Annotated in this window: 14 protein-coding genes; 8 read left to right on the forward strand and 6 right to left on the reverse strand. The window is 73.1% G+C overall.

Going from position 1 to position 18,286, the window contains the following annotated elements; translation table 11 throughout:
* Positions 1-308 precede the first annotated feature (308 nt).
* On the reverse strand, positions 309-2,159 hold the full coding sequence (asnB, locus tag HYQ63_RS22440) for an asparagine synthase (glutamine-hydrolyzing) (RefSeq protein WP_179935575.1): 1,851 nt from the start codon (positions 2,157-2,159) through the stop codon (positions 309-311).
* A 384-nt stretch (positions 2,160-2,543) separates the two neighbouring features.
* On the opposite strand from asnB, the gene HYQ63_RS22445 reads away from it, so the two are divergent.
* From HYQ63_RS22445 to HYQ63_RS22470, 6 genes are all read left to right on the forward strand, one after another.
* Positions 2,544-6,719, forward strand: coding sequence for a bifunctional nitrate reductase/sulfite reductase flavoprotein subunit alpha (locus tag HYQ63_RS22445; protein WP_179940377.1), 4,176 nt, complete (start codon positions 2,544-2,546; stop codon positions 6,717-6,719).
* Positions 6,720-6,814: 95 nt separating this feature from the next.
* A complete protein-coding gene (locus tag HYQ63_RS22450) occupies positions 6,815-7,207 on the forward strand; it encodes a molybdopterin-binding protein (protein WP_179935576.1) in 393 nt (130 codons plus the stop codon).
* 22 nt (positions 7,208-7,229) lie between these two features.
* Positions 7,230-8,051, forward strand: coding sequence for a molybdate ABC transporter substrate-binding protein (modA, locus tag HYQ63_RS22455; protein ID WP_179935577.1), 822 nt, complete (start codon positions 7,230-7,232; stop codon positions 8,049-8,051).
* Complete coding sequence (locus tag HYQ63_RS22460) at positions 8,048-8,905, forward strand: ABC transporter permease (RefSeq protein ID WP_179935578.1); 858 nt, start codon at positions 8,048-8,050, stop codon at positions 8,903-8,905. The genes modA and HYQ63_RS22460 overlap by 4 nt, the downstream gene beginning before the upstream one ends.
* Positions 8,902-9,990, forward strand: a complete 1,089-nt coding sequence (locus tag HYQ63_RS22465; RefSeq protein WP_179935579.1) for an ABC transporter ATP-binding protein — start codon at positions 8,902-8,904, stop codon at positions 9,988-9,990. The genes HYQ63_RS22460 and HYQ63_RS22465 overlap by 4 nt, the downstream gene beginning before the upstream one ends.
* 69 nt (positions 9,991-10,059) lie before the next feature.
* Positions 10,060-10,749 carry a hypothetical protein gene (locus HYQ63_RS22470; protein ID WP_179935580.1) on the forward strand — a complete coding sequence of 230 codons (690 nt, stop codon included), beginning with the start codon at positions 10,060-10,062 and terminating at the stop codon, positions 10,747-10,749.
* 18 nt (positions 10,750-10,767) lie between these two features.
* Here HYQ63_RS22470 and HYQ63_RS22475 read toward each other — a convergent pair whose 3' ends face one another.
* Positions 10,768-11,784 (reverse strand): NAD(P)-dependent alcohol dehydrogenase, encoded by a 1,017-nt coding sequence (locus tag HYQ63_RS22475; RefSeq protein ID WP_179935581.1) that lies wholly within the window; start codon positions 11,782-11,784, stop codon positions 10,768-10,770.
* The gene (locus HYQ63_RS22480) at positions 11,781-12,647 is read right to left on the reverse strand and encodes a PhzF family phenazine biosynthesis protein (RefSeq protein ID WP_179935582.1); all 867 of its coding nucleotides are present in this window, start codon (positions 12,645-12,647) and stop codon (positions 11,781-11,783) included. The genes HYQ63_RS22475 and HYQ63_RS22480 overlap by 4 nt, the downstream gene beginning before the upstream one ends.
* 86 nt (positions 12,648-12,733) lie before the next feature.
* Here HYQ63_RS22480 and HYQ63_RS22485 point away from each other — a divergent pair, with 86 nt between their 5' ends.
* The gene (locus HYQ63_RS22485) at positions 12,734-13,633 is read left to right on the forward strand and encodes a LysR family transcriptional regulator (RefSeq protein WP_179935583.1); all 900 of its coding nucleotides are present in this window, start codon (positions 12,734-12,736) and stop codon (positions 13,631-13,633) included.
* A gap of 6 nt (positions 13,634-13,639) precedes the next feature.
* Here the strand turns inward: HYQ63_RS22485 and HYQ63_RS22490 are convergent, their stop codons facing one another.
* On the reverse strand, positions 13,640-14,071 hold the full coding sequence (locus HYQ63_RS22490; protein WP_179935584.1) for an NUDIX hydrolase: 432 nt from the start codon (positions 14,069-14,071) through the stop codon (positions 13,640-13,642).
* A gap of 178 nt (positions 14,072-14,249) precedes the next feature.
* Here HYQ63_RS22490 and HYQ63_RS22495 point away from each other — a divergent pair, with 178 nt between their 5' ends.
* Positions 14,250-15,317: a hypothetical protein gene (locus tag HYQ63_RS22495; RefSeq protein ID WP_179935585.1), complete on the forward strand. Its 1,068-nt coding sequence runs from the start codon at positions 14,250-14,252 to the stop codon at positions 15,315-15,317.
* Between the two features lie 58 nt (positions 15,318-15,375).
* Here HYQ63_RS22495 and HYQ63_RS22500 read toward each other — a convergent pair whose 3' ends face one another.
* Together HYQ63_RS22500 and HYQ63_RS22505 are read right to left on the reverse strand one after the other, a co-directional pair.
* Positions 15,376-15,966 carry a hypothetical protein gene (locus HYQ63_RS22500; RefSeq protein WP_179935586.1) on the reverse strand — a complete coding sequence of 197 codons (591 nt, stop codon included), beginning with the start codon at positions 15,964-15,966 and terminating at the stop codon, positions 15,376-15,378.
* A 70-nt stretch (positions 15,967-16,036) separates the two neighbouring features.
* Entirely contained in the window at positions 16,037-18,136 is a 2,100-nt protein-coding gene (locus HYQ63_RS22505) for a restriction endonuclease (protein ID WP_179935587.1), read from the reverse strand.
* Between the last annotated feature and the right edge of the window lie 150 nt (positions 18,137-18,286).

Here is an 18,286-nt window from a genome sequence, read left to right on the forward strand (position 1 = left end):
CCTCACTCACGAACAGTGGCGCCCCCGCCAGGGGGGCAAGCCTCTCACATGGGGCCGCGGGGTGGGCAGCCAACAGCACAGATCTGACTCGGAGTTGGGGATTCCCCTTCACGGGTGGGCCGAGCCTTTCACGTCCGTGAGTCGGCTGACAAGAGACGATAGAGGAGTGTGGGAGGTGTTGTGACCGAGGGGCCCGGACCGTGGTGGTCCGGGCCCCTCGGGTCGTGAGTGACGTATCGTCAGAAATGGCCATGACGCAGCATCAGAAAGTGGCCTGACGCCTCATCAGGCGCCACGGGGGCGGACGCTCAGAGCGTCAGCTCCGCCCCGTAATTCCGCAGCCAGGAGTCCAGGCCCAGCGCCACTTCCATGCTCTGCCGGGACTCGTGTCCCGTCCCCTTCGCCGCCCGCTCGGCGGCCTCCCGGTCGATCAGTGGCCGCGCCGGGGAGGAGGAGTCGGCCGCCAGCGCCCGCACCCGGTCGCGCAGGGCGTCCGTGTAGCGGGTGTCCTGGGTGCTCGGGTACGGGCTCTTCACACGCTGCGCCACCGACTCGGGCAGCACGTCCAGGGTGGCGGCGCGCAGCAGCGACTTCTCCCGGCCGTCGAACGTCTTGAGCGACCACGGGGTGTTGAAGACGTACTCCACCAGCCGGTGGTCGCAGAACGGCACCCGCACCTCCAGGCCCACCGCCATGCTCGCGCGGTCCTTGCGGTCCAGCAGGTACTGCACGAAGCGGGTCAGGTGCAGATACGAGATCTCCCGCATGCGGTGCTCCAGGCGCGATTCGCCCGGCAGGTGCGGCACTTCGGCGAGCGCCTCGCGGTAGCGGGCGTCCCGGTAGCCCGTGACGTCGATCCGGCCGAGGACATCGCGGCTGAGCAGCCCGGTGCGCCCGCCCGATTCCCGGCCCGCGAAGCCGCCTGAGCCGAGCGAGCTGATCCAGGGGAAGGTGTCCCCCCACACCGCGTCCTCGTCGTGGAACCAGCGGTAGCCGCCGAACACCTCGTCCGCCGACTCACCGGACAGGGCGACCGTCGAGTGCTTGCGGATCTCCTTGAACAGCAGATAGAGCGAGGTGTCGCTCTCCCCGGAGCCGAACGGCAGATCGCGCGCGGTCAGCACCGCGTCCCGGTTCGCCTCGTCCATCAGGGCCGCGGTGTCGAGCACGATGTCCTGGTGGTCCGAGCCCGCGTGCTCGGCCAGCGCATGGGCGTACGGACCGTCGGGCGTGGAGCGCAGCGCGTCCGCCCGGAAGTTCTCGGTCTGGCCGACGAAGTCCACCGCGAACGAGCGCACCGGCCCCTTCCCCGCCGCGCCCAGCCGCTTGGCGGCCAGCGCGGTGATCACCGAGGAGTCCAGCCCGCCGGAGAGCAGGGTGCACAGCGGTACGTCCGCGATCAGCTGCCGTTCCACGATGTCGTCCAGCAGCTCCCGCACCCGGCGCACGGTGGTCTCCCGGTCATCGGTGTGCTCGCGGGCCTCCAGCGCCCAGTACCGCCGCTCGGCCAGCCCCTCCGGCCGCACCCGCACCACATGCCCGGGCCGCACCTCGTACATCCCCCGGTACACGGCATGGCCGGGCGTCTTCGTGAACGCCAGCAGCTCCGCCAGCCCCTCCGCGTCCACCTGGGGACGCACCGCCGGATGGGCCAGGATCGCCTTGGGCTCGGACCCGAAGATCACCCCGTCCGGCGTGGGGTAGTAGTACAGCGGCTTGATCCCCATGCGGTCGCGGACCAGCAGCAGCTGCTGCTCCCGCGGCTCCCACAGCGCGAACGCGTACATCCCGTTCAGGCGCTCGGTGAACCGCTCGCCCCACTCCAGATACGCGTGCAGCGCCACCTCGGTGTCACTGCTGGTCCGGAAGGCGTGCCCGCGAGCGATCAGCTCGTCCCGCAGCTCGCGGTAGTTGTAGATCTCCCCGCTGTACGTGGTCACCAGCACCGTGCGCCCGTCGCGCTCGACCGCCATGGGCTGCTTCCCGCCCTCGACGTCGATGACGGCCAGCCGCCGGTGCCCCAGCGCCGCATGGGTGTCCGCCCACACCCCACCCGCGTCCGGCCCGCGGCAGCTCATGGTCCGGGTCATCGCGTCGAGCACCTCACGCTCGGCGGTCAGATCCTTGTCGTACGCGATCCATCCGGTGATGCCGCACATCGGCGGAACACTCCCTCCGGTCGGCTCGCCCCGGCGCTCCCGGGGCCTTGGCACACCCCCGTCATCAGGGCTTTTCCCGCCACCGTCCCCGCGGCGGGCGCCCGTCGCCTCACCGTACGCCCAATTGATTGCATAGACCACCAGTCGCCTTAGGCAATGATTATTTCCGGCCAGGGCCTCCGTCCCTCACATGCGGCGGAAGGGGACTGTGCAGGGGACGTAATCGCCCGCGATCGGCGGCTGTGACGCGCTCGCAACCGGGGGTTTTTACGGTGGCGGCAGTGGGAGACGCCCACCGCGAGCGTGAAAGGGGCATTCGTGACGGCATCGGCTCGGTCGGCACAGCCGGCGCCCACCGGCCCTGCATCGGGGGTGGCGGGATCGGTGCGGACGGTGTGCTCCTACTGCGGGGTCGGGTGCGGGATCGTGCTCGACGTCGGGCGGAACGCCGAGGGGCGCCGGACGGTGCTGAAGGCGTCCGGGGACAAGGCGCATCCGGCGAACGCGGGGCGGCTGTGCACCAAGGGGGCGACCAGCGCGGAGATGCTGGGGGCGCCCGGGCGGCTGGAGACGGCGCTGTCGCGGGACGACCGGGGGGCGGAGCCCGCGGCGGCCGGGGTGGACGAGGCGATCACGACGACCGCGCGGCGGCTGCGGGCGATCCTGGACGAGCACGGGCCGGACGCGCTCGCCTTCTATGTGTCCGGGCAGATGACGCTGGAGGCGCAGTACCTGGCCAACAAGCTGGCCAAGGGGTTCATCGGCACCAACCAGATCGAGTCCAACTCACGGCTGTGCATGGCGAGCGCGGGCAGCGGCTACAAGCTGTCGCTGGGGGCCGATGGGCCGCCCGGTTCGTACGAGGACTTCGAGCACGCCGACGTGTTCCTCGTCATCGGCTCCAACATGGCCGACTGCCATCCGATCCTGTACCTGCGGCTCATGGACCGGGTGAAGGCGGGCGCCAAGCTGATCGTGGTCGATCCGCGGCGCACCGCGACCGCCGCCAAGGCGGACCTCTTTCTCCAGATACGGCCGGGCACGGATCTGGCGCTGCTCAACGGGCTGCTGCGGCTGCTGGTCGAGGGCGGGTACACCGATCAGGAGTTCATCGACGAGCACACCGAGGGCTGGGACGCCATGCCCGCCTTCCTCGACGACTATCCGGTGGAGCGCGTCGCGGAGATCACCGGCATCCCGGAGGACGACATCCGCGAGGCGGCGCGGTGGATCGGGGAGTCCGGGGAGTGGATGAGCTGCTGGACGATGGGGCTCAACCAGTCCACGCACGGCACCTGGAACACCAACGCCCTGGTCAATCTGCATCTGGCCACCGGCGCGATCTGCCGCCCCGGCAGCGGGCCGTTCTCGCTCACCGGCCAGCCCAACGCCATGGGCGGCCGGGAGATGGGGTACATGGGGCCGGGGCTGCCCGGGCAGCGGTCGGTGCTGGACGCGGAGGACCGGGCGTTCACCGAGGAGCTGTGGGGGATCGAGCCCGGCACGCTGCGGGCGGACGGGGCCGGGCAGGGCACCGTGGAGATGTTCCGGCGCATGGCGGACGGCGAGATCAAGGCGTGCTGGATCATCTGCACCAACCCCGTCGCCTCGGTCGCCAACCGCCGGACGGTGATCGAGGGCCTGGAGGCGGCCGAGTTCGTCGTCACCCAGGACGCCTTCGCCGAGACCGAGACCAACGCGTACGCGGACGTGGTGCTGCCCGCCGCCATGTGGGCCGAGGCCGACGGTGTGATGATCAACTCCGAACGCAATCTCACCCTCGCCCGGCAGGCGGTCGACCCGCCCGGCGAGGCGCTGCCGGACTGGCGGATCATCGCCCGGATCGCCTGCGAGATGGGGTACGGGGACGCCTTCGGCTACGGATGCGCGGAGGAGATCTTCGAGGAGATCAAGCGCACCTCGAACCCGAAGACCGGCTACGACCTGCGGGGGGTGACGTACGGGCGGCTGCGTGAGGCCCCGGTGCAGTGGCCCGCCGCGCCCGACGGTGGCGACGACCGCAACCCGGTCCGCTACGTCAACGACGGCGTCAGCCAGACCCTCGCCGTACGCGAGGACGGCACTCGGCCCCGGCTGGTGTTCCCCACCCCGAGCGGCCGCGCCGTCTTCCACGCCCGCCCGCACATGGACGCCGCCGAGCTGCCGGACGACGACTTCCCGTTCGTCCTCAACACGGGTCGGCTCCAGCACCAGTGGCACACGCTCACCAAGACCGGCAAGGTCGCCAAGCTGAACAAGCTCAACCCGGGGCCGTTCGTCGAGCTGCACCCGCGGGACGCGGAGCGGCTGGGCGTCGGCGAGGGCGACGCGGTGGAGGTGGCCTCCCGGCGCGGGCGGGCGGTGCTGCCCGCCGTGGTGACGGACCGGGTGCGGCCGGGGAACTGCTTCGTGCCGTTCCACTGGAACGACCTGTTCGGCGAGTACCTCAGCGTCAACGCGGTCACCCACGACGCGGTCGACCCGGTGTCCTTCCAGCCGGAGTTCAAGGTGTGCGCGGTGTCGCTGGCGAAGGTCGCGTCGGCGCCGTCGGCGAGCCCGTCCCCGGTCGGCGAGGCTTCGGTGGCCGAGGGGCTCGCCGGGACGTTCGGCGTCGGCGACCTGACCCCGCCGGTCCTCACCGAGCCCGAGCGCCAGTACCTGCGCGGCTTCCTCGCCGGGCTCCCCGGCCCGGCCATGAACGGCCCGGCCATGAACGGCCCGTCCGTGACCCCGGGCGCCCAGGCCGCCACCGCCGTCCCCGTGCTGCCCCAGGACGCGCCCTTCTCGCCCGACCACGCCCTGTGGGTCAACGGCGTCCTGGCCGGGGCCTTCTCGCGCGCCGCCGTCCCCGGCAGCGCGGTCCCCGCGGTGGCCCCGGACCCCGCCGGGCCCGCGACGGCCACCCGCGAAGTGGTCATCCTGTGGGCCTCCCAGACCGGCAACGCCGAGGACGTCGCCGGTGCCACCGCCCGCCGCCTCGCCGAGACCGGACGGCAGGCCCGGCTGCTGGAGATGGACGGCATCGCCGCCGCCACCCTCCCCCGCCCCGCCGACCTCCTCGTCATCACCAGCACCTTCGGCGACGGCGACGCCCCCGACAACGGCCACGGCTTCTGGGAGTCCCTGGCCGCCGCCGACGCGCCCCGCCTGGACGGCACCCGCTACGCCGTCCTCGCCCTCGGCGACTCCACGTACGACGACTTCTGCGGCCACGGCCGCCGCCTGGACGAACGCCTCGACGAGCTGGGCGCCGTACGCCTCGCCCCCCGCACCGACTGCGAACCGGACTACGACGAGCCCGCCCGCGCCTGGCTGGACACCGTCCTCGACGCCCTGGGGACCGAGGCACCGGAGGCACCCGCACCGGCGTCCAACGCCCCCGCGTCGAAGGCACCCGTGCCGAAAGCCCCGGCCGCCCCCGCCCGCCCCACCAAGGCCGCGCCCTTCACCACCCGCCTCACCGGCAACCGGCTGCTGAGCCTGCCCGGAGCGACCAAGGAGGTGCGGCAGTTCGCGTTCGACACCGGCGACGGCGCGCTCGCCTACGAGGCCGGGGACGCGCTCGGCGTCTGGCCCGAGAACTGCCCCGACCTGGTCGCCGAATGGCTCGCCGTCACCGGCCTCGACCCGGCCGCCGAGGTGGCCGTCGCCGCCGCCCCCGGTGCGGACGTGGCCGCGATGCCTCTCGCCGACGCCCTCCGGCGCCATCTGGAGATCGCGAGGATCACCCCGGACCTGCTGCGTTTCGTCCTCGACCGCACCCATGACCACGACCTCAAGCGGCTGCTGCGCCCGGACAACAAGGACGGTCTGGCGCAGTGGACCTGGGGCCGCCAGGCCGTGGACGTCCTGGCCGAATACCCGGTGCGCGCCTCCGCCCAGGAGTGGGCCGACGTCCTCAAACGGCTCCAGCCCCGGCTGTACTCCATCTCCTCCAGCCCCCTCGCCCACCCCCACGAGGTGCGGCTGACGGTCTCCGTGGTGCGCTACGAGAGCCGCGGCGGGACGCTCCGCAAGGGCGTCGCCTCCACCCACCTCGCGGACGCCGCCGCCGACCGCCCCGTGCCCGTCTTCGTGCAGCGCACGCCCGCCTTCCGGCCCCCGGCCGACCCCACGACACCGATGGTGATGGTCGGCCCCGGCACCGGAGTCGCCCCGTTCGTCGGCTTCCTGGAGGAGCGCAGGGCGCGCGGCGCGACCGCCCCCAACTGGCTGATCTTCGGCGAACAGCGGCGCGCCACCGACTTCTACTACGAGGACGAGCTGGAGCAGCTGCGCCGCCACGGCACGCTCACCCGGCTCGACACCGCCTTCTCCCGCGACCAGCGGGCCAAGGTGTACGTCCAGGACCGGATGCGCGAACACGGCGCCCGGCTGTGGTCCTGGCTCCAGGACGGCGCCCACTTCTACGTGTGCGGGGACGCCACCCGGATGGCCAAGGACGTCGACCGGGCGCTGCGCGACATCGCCGTCGCCCACGGCGGGCTCGACGAGGACGCGGCCGAGCTGTACGTCAAGCAGCTCGCCGCCGACAAGCGCTACGCCCGCGACGTGTACTGATACAAAGCATCTGCGATGCCATTTCCGTCGACCGGTGTGCTGATGCAACCTGATGGGCAGGTGTCACCTCGCAAACGCGCTCGTATCATGGGCGGATGCACACGTACCGGATCGGAGAGGCGGCGGCCCTGATGGGCGTCAGCGCCGATACCCTGCGCCGCTGGGTCGACGGCGGACGGCTCACCGCCGAGCGGGACGAACAGGGCCGCCGGATCATCCCGGGCCCGGCGCTCGCCGCGTTCGCCCGGGAGCTGAGCCGCGGCACGGACCGGGAGGGCAACGGCGTCTCCTCGGCCCGCAATCGCTTCACGGGCATCGTCACCGAGGTGATCCTCGGCGATGTGTCCGCGCAGGTGGAGATCCAGGCGGGGCCGTTCCGGGTGGTGTCCATGATCAGCCGGGAATCCGCGGAGGAGCTGGGTCTCGAGCCAGGCGTTCCCGCGGTGGCGGTGATCAAGTCGACCAACGTGGTCGTGGAGAAGCCATGAGCACCGACGAGGGAGAAGCCCTGTGACGACCCGTTCAGCAACCCGCCGGAACCGCACCTTGCGCGTGGCGGGCGGCCTCACCGTGGCCGCGTTGGCGCTCGGCGCCTGTTCCTCGGGCGGCTCCTCCGAGAAGTCGGACGCGGAGAGCGGATCGTCCGCGAAGAAGGTGTCCGGCACGGTCACGGTGTTCGCCGCCGCCTCGCTCAAGGAGAGCTTCACCGAGCTGAAGAAGACCTTCGAGAAGCAACACCCCGGCACCAACGTGACGTTCAACTTCGGCGGCAGCGACGCCCTCGCCGCCAGCATCACCTCCGGCGCCCCCGCCGATGTCTTCGCCGCCGCCAGCCCCAAGACCATGAAGACGGTCACCGGCGCGGGCGACGCCAAGGGCACCCCGTCGACCTTCGTCCGCAACCAGCTGGAGATCGCCACCCTCCCCGGCAACCCGAAGAAGATCACCAACTTCGAGGACCTCACCAAGGGCGGGCTGAAGGTCGCGCTGTGCGCCAAGGAGGTGCCGTGCGGAGCCGCCGCGCAGCAGGTGCTGGACGCGGAGCATCTGAAGCTCACCCCGGCCAGTTACGAGCAGGACGTCAAGGGCGCGCTCACCAAGGTGGAGCTGAAGGAGGTCGACGCCTCCGTCGTCTACAAGACGGATGTGAAGGCCGCGGGCGGCAAGGTCGAGGGCGTGGAGTTCCCGGAGTCGAAGAAGGCCATCAACGACTACCCGATAGCCGCGCTGAAGAGCGCGCCCAACGCCGAGGGCGCGTCCGCCTTCATCGACCTCGTGAAGTCCCCGCAGGGCCAGAAGGCGCTGACCGAGGCGGGCTTCCTCAAGCCGTGACCACTTCCGCCCCGCAGGACCCCCAGATCCTGGAAGACGAGCGGCAGCGGCGCGGCCGACCGCGGCGGACCCGGTCCGGTGTCCCGCTGCCGCTGCTGCTGCCCGCCCTCGCCGGGTTCGCCTTCCTCGTCCTGCCGCTGGCCGCGCTGCTGATCCGGGCGCCCTGGCGGTCGCTGCCGGAGCAGCTGACCAGCGTCGAGGTGTGGCAGGCGCTGCGGCTGTCGCTGATCACCGCGACCGCCGCCACCGCCGTCGCGCTGGTGCTGGGCGTGCCGCTGGCCTGGCTGCTGGCCCGGGCCCGCTTCCCCGGCCGCCGGGTGGTGCGCGCCCTGGTGACGCTGCCGCTGGTGCTGCCGCCGGTGGTGGGCGGCGTGGCGCTGCTGCTGGCGCTGGGCCGCAACGGGGTCGTGGGCCGCTGGCTGGACTCCGCCTTCGGCATCACCCTGCCGTTCACCACGGCGGGGGTGGTGGTGGCGGAGGCGTTCGTGGCGATGCCGTTCCTCGTGATCAGCGTCGAGGGCACGCTACGGGCCGCCGATCCGCGGTACGAGGAGGCCGCCACCACCCTCGGGGCCTCCCGCTTCACCGCCTTCCGTCGCGTCACCCTGCCGATGATCGCCCCCGGCGTGGCGGCCGGTGCGGTGCTCGCGTGGGCGCGGGCGCTGGGGGAGTTCGGCGCCACCATCACCTTCGCGGGCAACTTCCCGGGCCGCACCCAGACCATGCCGCTGTCCGTGTACCTCGCGCTCCAGAGCGACCCGGCCGCCGCCATCGCGTTGAGCCTGGTGCTGCTCGCCGTATCCGTCGCGGTGCTCGCCGGGCTGCGCGACCGCTGGATGGGGACCTCCGCATGACCACCCGCACCCCCGCGACCGTGCGGGACACCGACGGCCTCGACGCCCATCTCGTCGTGGACCGCGGCGACTTCCGGCTGGACCTGCGGCTGACCGCCGCCCCCGGCGAGGTGGTCGCCCTGCTCGGCCCCAACGGCGCGGGCAAGACCACCGCGCTGCGCGCCCTGGCCGGGCTCGCCCCGCTCACCTCGGGCGAACTGCGCCTGGACGGGAGGGAGTTGGAGGACCCGGCGCGGCGGCTGCGGATCCCGCCCGAGGCCCGCCCGGTCGGCGTCGTCTTCCAGGACTATCTGCTCTTCCCGCACCTCACCGCCCTCGACAACGTGGCCTTCGGCCCCCGCTGCCAGGGCGTCCCCAAGGCCGAGGCCCGCGCCCAGGCCGCCGACATCCTGGCCCGGATGGGGCTGGACGGCCACGCGGGCGCCAAGCCGCGCCGGCTGTCCGGCGGCCAGGCCCAGCGCGTCGCCCTCGCCCGCGCCCTGGCCGTACGCCCGCGGCTGCTGCTGCTGGACGAGCCGCTGGCCGCGCTGGACGCCCGTACCCGGCTCGATGTCCGCGCCGGACTCCGCCGCCACCTCGCCGAGTTCGAGGCGGTGGCCGTCCTGGTCACCCATGACCCGCTGGACGCGATGGTGCTCGCCGACCGGCTCGTCGTGGTCGAGGACGGGCGCGTCGTCCAGGACGGCACCCCGTCCGAGGTGTCCCGCCGCCCCCGTACCGACTACATCGCGAGCCTCGTCGGCCTCAACCTGTACCAGGGGCGCGCCGAGGGCCACACGGTACGGCTCGACAGCGGTACGGCCATCACCACCGCCGACGACCTCACCGGCCCGGCCTTCGTCGCCTTCCCGCCCGCCGCCGTCACCCTCCACCGCGACCGCCCCGACTCCAGCGCCCGCAACGCCTGGCGCGCCGAGGTCACCGGCCTGGAGTCGCACGGCGATCAGATCCGCGTCGCCCTCACCGGCGAACTGCCCCTGCTCGCCGACCTCACCACCGCCGCCGTGGCCGACCTCGGCCTCCACCCGGGCCGCACCGTCTGGGCCACTCTCAAGGCCGCCCAGACACACGCCTATCCGGCCTGACAAGATGAGCCGATGAGTGAACGGGGCGGGCGGAACGCATCATGGCGGCGGCACCTCATCGCAACGACGGTGAGCCTCCTGGCAGTCGGGGTGGCCATCGCCCATCTCGTCGCGCCGGACCTGAAGATTGACAACGTCACCGTCGCGCTGCTGGTCATCGCCGTCGTTCCCTGGCTGCGCGAACTCTTCACCAGCATCGAACTGCCCGGCGGGCTCAGGGTCGAGTTCCGGGACGTCGAGCAGCGCATCGAGGCGGCCGAGGCCATGGCCGACGCCGCGCTCGTCGGCGGCGGCGAGGGCGCGGGCGACACCGACGCCCCGGCCGCCCTGGAGGATGTCCGCAGGCTCGCCGCCGAATACCTGGCGGTGCGCGCGGACATGCGCGCCGGATCCGCCCGTACGCAGCGCATGAACGGCATCTTCGCCCGCCTCGTCCGCGCCACCCAGCGCCTCGCCGCCCCCGACCTGGACGCCTGGCTCGCCTCCCCCGACGGCGGCCTGCGCCTCGCGGCCTACGCCCGCCTGTACGCCGTACCGGACGATTCCACGCTGGACCTTCTGGCGTACGCCGTCACCGAGGAACCCCTCGCCTTCAACCAGTACTGGGGCATCCGCGCCCTCGACAAGGCCGTGGACCTCGTCGGCCCCGACGAGGTGCGGTCGAGTGTCGTCCGCCGCCTGGAGGACTGCCGCCCCAACGGCGCCGACCGGGCCCATCTGCTGAACCGCCTGATAGCGAAGATCCACGGCCTCACCTAGAGCTGGCCCGTCCCGAGGTCACCCATCGGTGATGACCACCTTCCCGAAGTGGCCGCGGCTCGCGAAGTGGCGGTATGCGGCGGGCGCGTCCGCGAAGGGGAAGGCGCGGTCGATCACCGGGCGCAGCCGGTGGCGCTCGATTGCCCGGTTCATCTCCTCGAACATCTCCCGGCTGCCCACGAACATCCCCTGCAAGGTGACGCCCTTGCGTACCACCGTCATGGGGTCGGCCCCGCTGCCGTCGGCCAGTACGCCGATGATGCTGATCCGTCCGCCGGTGCGGACGGCGGTGAGGGACTGGGGCAGTGTGCCCGCGCCGCCGACCTCCACGACGTGGTCCACGCCGCCGCCGGTCGCCTCGTACACCGTCTGCCCCCACGCGGGCGTGCGCACGTAGTCGATGCCGTCGGACGCGCCGAGTGCGCGCAGCCGGGTCAGCTTGGCGTCGCTGCTGGAGGTGGCGATGACGTGGGCGCCGCTCAGCGCCGCGAATTGCAGGGCGAAGAGCGAGACGCCGCCGCTGCCGAGCGTCAGCACGCTCTGTCCGGGAGTGGCCCCGCCCGCGGCCACCACGGCGTTCCAGGCGGTCACGGCGGCGCAGGGGAGGGTGGCGGCCTCGGCGAAGTCCAGGTGGGCGGGGGCGGCGACGAGGGCGTCCTGGTCGAAGACGAGGTATTGGGCGAGTACGCCGTCGGACGGGCCGCCGAGCGCGCCCGCGGTCTTGTCCGCGGTGGCCGGGCCGGAGATCCAGTGCGGCATGAAGATGCCCACCACCCGGTCCCCGGCGGACCACCGCGTGACCTCGGCGCCCGCGTCGACCACCTCGCCGGCGCCGTCCGACAGCGGCACCAGGCCGGGGGTGAGCGCGCGTCCGTAGGTGTCCGAAGCGATCATCAGGTCGCGGTAGTTGAGCGACCAGGCGCGCATCCGGACCAGCACCTGGCGCGGCCCGGGGGCGGGCACCTCGCGTGTCGCGGGGCGGAGGGCGTCCACGCCGGTGAAGCGGGGCAGCTGGTAGTAACGCGTCGTCGTCATGCGGGGATCCTCACTGCGTGGCCGGTGACGCGGACACGCGTGTCGTCGGGGGCGACGTCCACGAGCAGTTCGCTGGGCCGCCCCATGTCCTCGCCTTGCCGGATGCGGATCCTGGACGCCTCCGTGATCCGCCCCGTCGCGCGCAGATACCCACCGAAGGCGGCGGCCGCGGCGCCGGTGGCCGCGTCCTCCACGACCCCGCCGACCGGGAACGGATCACGGGCGTCGAAGTCGAGCCGGTCCGGGTCCGGGCGGTGCACCAGATGGACGGTGGTCCAGCCGTGCCGCCGCATCAGCTCCTCCAGCGCGCCGACGTCGTACGCGAGGTCGGCGAGGCGGGCGCGGGTGGCGGCGGCGAGGACGAGGTGGTCGTTGCCCGCGAACGCGACGTGCGGGGCGAGGGCCGGATCGAGGTCGTCCGGGGACCAGCGCAGCGCCGCCAGCGCGGGTGCGACCTCCGTGTCCGCGTCGGCGGGCCGCGACCGGGTGGGCACGGAGGTGAGCGTGGCGCTCGGCACCCCGCCGTCCGTGCTCGTCGTCACCCGGACTTCGCCCGCCGCCGTGTCGAAGATCAGCTCGCCGGGGCCGTCCCGTTCGGCAAGGGCGACGGCGGTGGCGACGGTCGCGTGGCCGCAGAAGGCGACCTCGGCGCGCGGGCTGAAGAATCGCATCCGGTAGCGGCGCCGGGTCTCGTCGTGCGCAGTGTCGGATGCGGTGAGGAACGCGGTCTCGGAGTACCCGACCCGGGCGGCCAGCGCCGTCATGGTGGCGTCGTCGAGCGTCCCGGCGTCGAGGACCACACCGGCGGGGTTGCCGCCTTCAGGGTCGGTGGTGAAGGCGGAGTAGCGCAGCACTTCGGTCATGCCGTCCACGCTTCCACCGGGGCGGCCATCGCGTCCAACGATTCCTTTCGCTGGCCTCCATCGAAAAACCCGATAGCCTGCCGGTGATGGACACCAGACTCCTGCGGACGTTCGCGGCCCTGGCGAGGACCGGGAGCTTCACCGCCACCGCCGCCGAGCTGCACCTCGCCCAGTCCACGGTCACCGTCCAGGTCCGCACCCTGGAACGGGAGCTGGGCACCCGCCTGTTCGACCGGATGTCCACCGGCGCCGTCCCCACCAGCGCCGGGCGGCGGCTGCTCACCGAGGCCGAGGACGTCCTCGACGCCGAGGCCCGGCTGCGCGCGGCTGCCGCGGGCGTCGCCGGGACCCACGGGACCCCGGAGGGTCAGGTCGCCCTCGGCGCGGGCGAGTCCCTGTGCGCCTCCCGGCTGCCCCGCGTGATCGCCTCCCTGGCCCGCAGCCACCCTGGCATCGAACTCAACCTCCACCCGGCGGGCAGCGCCGCCGCCATCGAGGGGCTGCGCGCGGGCCGCCTCGACCTCGCGCTCCTCCTGGAGCAGCAGGTCGACCACGCCGACCTCAGCGCCCGCCTCCTCGCCCGCGAGCCCCTCGTCTACCTCTCCGCCCCGGACCATCCGTTCGCGGGCCGCACCGTGGGCTGGGCCGAGCTGGCACGGCAGAACTTTTTCGTCCACGAGGAGGGCTGCACGTACAGCGACCACCTGGTGCGCACCCTCCGCACCGTCCCCGGCCCACCGCCCCGGCTCACCCGCTTCGGCAGCATCGAGGCCGCCCGCTCCTGCGTCGCCGCCGGTCTCGGCCTCACCCTGCTCCCGCGGGCCACGGTCGAACGCCAGCTGGCCGAGGGCGCCCTGGCCGAGGTCCACGGCCCCGAGATCCCCCCGGTCCCGGTCCAGCTGACCCGGGCCCGCCGCCGCTGGACCAGCCCGGCCGCCCAGGCGGTCGCCACCGAACTGGCCCGCCTCATCCCGCCGGGCGACTGACGCCGCTCAGAGCAGCCGCACGCCGTCGTGGGCGCGGACGGCGGGCGGGGCGGCGGTGTCGAGCGCGTCCAGGATGCGCGCCGCGTACGCCTCGGACGCCAGGTCGGGCACCTCCGCGCGGGTCGCCCAGCGCCAGGCCCGGGTGCGGGGGCCGGTGGCGGGCGTACCGTCGAGGGACCGGCAGCGGAAGACGAGGGACACGGCTAGGCCGTTCATGTCCTTGTAGACGCCGGTGAGGGCCGCCGGAAGCGCGATCTTGACGCCGGTCTCCTCCAGCAGCTCGCTCCGCAGGGCGTCGGGGATCGTCTCGTCCGGGTCCAGCGGCCCGCCCGGCGGCTCCCACGTGCTGCTGTCCCGGCGCTTGATCAGCAGCGCCCGGTCCCGCTCGTCGACGATGACACCGGCGACGTTCACTGTGTGCGGGCGGTCCACGGTCACGTTCCTCGGCCCTCTCGACTGGCTGCGCGGCCCTCACGGTAGCCCAAGTCCCTTGGGGACAGCCCGGGGCCCCGAAGGACGGTCGGTGGGGTCTTCTACTCTGTCGGCAGCCCGTCAAGGACGGTACGGCGGGCCATCACCACACATAGCGAACAACGGGGGACACATGCGGACACGCATGAGGGTGGCAGGTGCGATCGCCGGAGCGCTGCTCGTCACCGGGTGCGGCGGCGGCAGCGACACCGAGGGCGGCGGAACGGCGGACGCGGCGAAGAAGCCGGACGAGAAGCCGAGCGCGTCCGCGCCGTCGGTGCCGATCGAGACGGGCGCGAAGAAGGCCGCCTGGACGGACCGGGATCAGACGCGGCAGCTGAAGGTGGCGCCCAAGCGGCTGGTCCAGGGCAAGCAGACGGACCTCAAGCGGGTCCGGCTCGACAGCGACGTCGACGGGATGGTGCCCTTCTACCTCACCGTCTCCTACACCAACACCGGCAAGGAGACGCTGACCCGGCCCGACCCGGAGAACAACTTCACGATCACCCTCGCCGACGGAACCCCCGGCCGTCCGATCACCCTGATGAACCTGAACCCGCTGGCCACCGAGTCGGGCGTGCCCAAGGAGTGCGACAAGGCGGGCCCCGCGAGCCTGCCCCCGGGGCGTACGGGCGAGGCGTGCCAGATCGTCATGCTGCCCAAGGACCGCACGCCCGCGATCGTCTCCTACACCGACGAGGCGAGCGGTGCCCTGATGTGGAAGATCGGCGACGGCGAGGGCTACGCGGGCACCAACGGCCTGATGACGGTCGGTCAGTCCGCCGACGCCATGTGGCAGGACGACAACCGCGACGTTCCCATGACCGTCACCCTGACCGGCATGCGCAAGGGCGACATCGGCGACCTCAGCCGCTTCCAACTGAGCGCCGCCCAGAAGAAGATGACCCCGTACTACGTCACCCTCCGCTACCGGAACACCGGCACCCACGTACTGCTGCCCACCATGCAGGACGGCGTGGGTGTCAGCACCGCGGGCGGACAGCAGATCCAGCCGATGACGTTCATGGACTTCTCCACCCCGGGCAACGGCGTCGGAACCTGCCGCAGCGCCGTGGCGCACACCCGGCTGAAGCCGAAGTCCTCGCTCACCATGTGCTCCGTCCACATGATGCCCGAGGGCGACCAGCCGGTGGCGGTCACCTTCAAGGGCGAGGGCAGGGGCGCCCACCAGTTCGGCTGGCGCGTGCCCTAAGCGTGCCGCCAGCGTGCCGCAAGAGCGCCGTGAGGGTGCCGTGAGGCGACGTGCCCCGCTACTTTCCCGCGGTGTCCTCGAAGTAGGCGTCCAGGACCTCGTCCAGCTGCGCCGTCCACTCCTTGAGGGCTCCGCGGGCCGGGGCGTCCACGTCGGCGGCGTACCAGCGGTGGGCGGTGGTGTAGACGGTGACGCTGAAGCGGCGGCCGAAGCGGGGGGTGTCGATCTCCACCGCGCCGATCTCGTCCCAGGAGAACTCGGCGTTCTCGCCGTCCAGCTGGAAGGCGACACCGGAGTGCCCGGCGGTGATCGATCCGCGGCGGTCGGAGACCTCGAAGACCGGCCCGTCCTCGGGCTCGGCGTCGTCCTCGGCCGCGTCCTCGGTCTTGTCGGCGTCCTCGGCCTGCTCGTCCGGCTCTTCGGCCTCGGCTTCCGCCTCCTCCGCGTCCGCGTCCGCTTCCGGGGCGTCGTCCACCGGCTGGTCGGCGGCCTCCTCCGGGGCCTCTTCCGGGGCTTCCGTGGCCGTCTTCGCCTCCGCGGTCACCTCCTCGGTTTCGTCCGGGCGCGGGGGCGTCAGGCCGGGGATGTGCCCCGGATCGGTCCCGGCGGCGGGTACGGGCGGGATGATCGGACCTATGCGCTGCTCCACGCCCGGCAGTATGTCGGATGAAGCTGTGCCCGCGACACCCACTCCCCGAGTGTTCCGCCGCGCGTCACGATCAGGCGACGTCGATGCCGTACTCCCGCACCAGCGCCTCCAGCCCGCCCGGGTAGCCCTTGCCGCCGATCACGAAGTCCCAGTCGCCGCCTGCGCGGCGCCGGAAGGAGCCGAGGACCAGGGCGGTTTCGCCGCGGCGGCCGTCGGAGACCTCCAGCTCGCCGAGTTCGGTGCCCGTGGCGTCCAGGAGCCGTATCCGGGCGTCGGTGAAACCGGACAGGTCCGCCCCGGGGTCGACCTCGGGGTCGACGGCCGCGGCGAGGACGAGACGGTCGGCCTCGGGCGGCAGGGCGTCGAACGCGACGCGGACCGCCGCCCGGTCGGGGGCGGTGGCGGGCAGGGCGCGGACCGTGCCGTCGGGGGTGCGGGGGTTGTTGAAGAAGACGAAGTGGTCGTCGCTCAGCACCCGGTCGCCGTCGCAGACGAGGGCGCAGACGTCGAGGGCGACCTCGCCCGTCCAGGACATGCCCAGCACGTTGTGCCCGTCCGGCGGCCCATCGGCAGAGGCGGAACCGGAGCCGGGACCGGCAGTGGCGGCGCCGTCGCCCAGCCGCCCCCGCAGCCCGTGCCGGTGCAGCAGGTCGACCAGCTCCGTCCCGGACACCAGCTCCAGCGGCTTCCCGTGGGCGAACGTGTGCGAGCCGGGCCCGAACCGCGAGGTGGTGACCAGGACGCCCTTGTTCGCGCCGCTGTCCTGGACCGTGCCGTACAGATCGCGCACGGCCGTCGGCGGCACCGTGCCGCGGTAGCGCTTGACCTGCACCACGATCCTGCCGCCCCGGATCGGGGTGGGGTCCATCGCCTCCACGTCCACCCCGCCGTCGTTCGAGCGCCGGGTCGTCACCGCCCGCATCCCCATGGCCCGGAAGAGGTCCGCGACCAGCGACTCGAAGGCGATCGGATCCATCGCGTGCAGATCCGGCTCGTCGCCCCCGCCCTGGGTGAGGACGCCGGAGCCGACGTCGTCCGGCGTCCGCCCGGGCGTCACGGCGGCGCGCTGGTCGGGGCGCGTGGAGAGCCGGCCGCGTACGCCGTCGACCAGGCAGTCCACCGCGCTCACCTGCTCCAGCCGCAGTTCGGCGAAGGCGGTACGCGTCACCGTGACGGTCGCCAGGACGATCCGGGCCCGGTGGCCGGTCGCCGGATCGAGGTCGTCCACGAACCCGTTCAGCGCGACCGATTCGAGCGCTCCGGACCCGTCCGCCGCGAACAGGTCGCGCAGCGCCAGCAGTACGCACTGCGCGAGCACGTCCCGGTACAGCGCCCGGCGCTGCGTGGCGGGGCGCGCCGTCTCCCGGTCCTCGTCGGAACCGGCCACGTACCGCACCGACTTGACCTCCGGGACGATGTCGTAGCGCGGCAGCTCCAAGTCCAGGACGAGCTGGCGCGCGGCCGGGTCGTACGCGGCGGACACCTCGCGGGGGAGGCCGTCCGGCCACACCGGGGAGGAGTACGTGGAGTGGTAGAGCGCCGCCGTGAAGTACTCCACGACCGCGTCGGGTTCACCGGCCCGCACCTCGGCGACCAGGTCCGCCACGCCCTCGTTGTGCCGCCGTATCTCCGCGAGCTGTTGCGCGGCCCACCGCTCGTACTGCCGGTGGTAGGCGTCCAGCCGCCGCACCCGCTCGGCCTCGGCGGCCTGCGCGGCCCGCCAGTCCCGCTCGTACCGCTCCCGCGCCTCCTCCCGCTCCCGCCGCCCGGACCCGAAGCCCCAGCCGCCCTGCGGCTGGTAGTGCCGCTGGTCCGGCATCGGTACGGGGTGGGCGAGCGCGCCCGGGTCGAACGGCTCGACCTGCTCGGGCCGGGCGAGCCCGGCCGGGCCGAACGCCGCCGCCCTGCACCCGTCCACCAGCAGCGACCCCAGCGCCTCGACCCGCGCCTCCAGCTCCTCCGTACGCCGCCGCGCGTCCGCCTCGCGCTGCCGCCGGTACGCCGCCTGCCGCTCCCGCTGATCGCGCGCCCGCGCCCGCTCGGCGGCCCGCGCCCGCCGCTCCTCGTCCCGCTCCCGCTGCGCCCGCGCCCGTTCCTGCGCCTCGCGCTGCCGCTGCGCCTCGGCCCACAGGTTGATCAGGCCGCTGGAACGACCGGAGCGACGGCTCATGCGGTACCCACTCCCCCCGGACCCCTCGGCCCCACACCTCGCACACCGGTCCCCAACCAGCGGTGACGCCCCGATTCTAGTGGCCGCCCCTGTCTCCGCCCCCGTCGCGGTTGCCGACAGACAGGTACACAACCGCTGGGCATGCTGTTG

Source organism: Streptomyces sp. Rer75 (assembly GCF_013414305.1).
In the GTDB taxonomy this organism is placed as follows: Bacteria; Actinomycetota; Actinomycetes; order Streptomycetales; family Streptomycetaceae; genus Streptomyces; species Streptomyces himastatinicus.

Coding starts and splice junctions, on each gene's coding strand:
- HYQ63_RS22450 (WP_179935576.1), top strand. CDS start 6,815: ATGCACACGTACCGGATCGGAGAGGCGGCGGCCCTGATGGGCGTCAGC.
- HYQ63_RS22485 (WP_179935583.1), top strand. CDS start 12,734: ATGGACACCAGACTCCTGCGGACGTTCGCGGCCCTGGCGAGGACCGGG.
- HYQ63_RS22475 (WP_179935581.1), bottom strand. CDS start 11,784: ATGACGACGACGCGTTACTACCAGCTGCCCCGCTTCACCGGCGTGGAC.
- HYQ63_RS22495 (WP_179935585.1), top strand. CDS start 14,250: ATGAGGGTGGCAGGTGCGATCGCCGGAGCGCTGCTCGTCACCGGGTGC.
- HYQ63_RS22480 (WP_179935582.1), bottom strand. CDS start 12,647: ATGACCGAAGTGCTGCGCTACTCCGCCTTCACCACCGACCCTGAAGGC.
- asnB (WP_179935575.1), bottom strand. CDS start 2,159: ATGTGCGGCATCACCGGATGGATCGCGTACGACAAGGATCTGACCGCC.
- HYQ63_RS22505 (WP_179935587.1), bottom strand. CDS start 18,136: ATGAGCCGTCGCTCCGGTCGTTCCAGCGGCCTGATCAACCTGTGGGCC.
- HYQ63_RS22465 (WP_179935579.1), top strand. CDS start 8,902: ATGACCACCCGCACCCCCGCGACCGTGCGGGACACCGACGGCCTCGAC.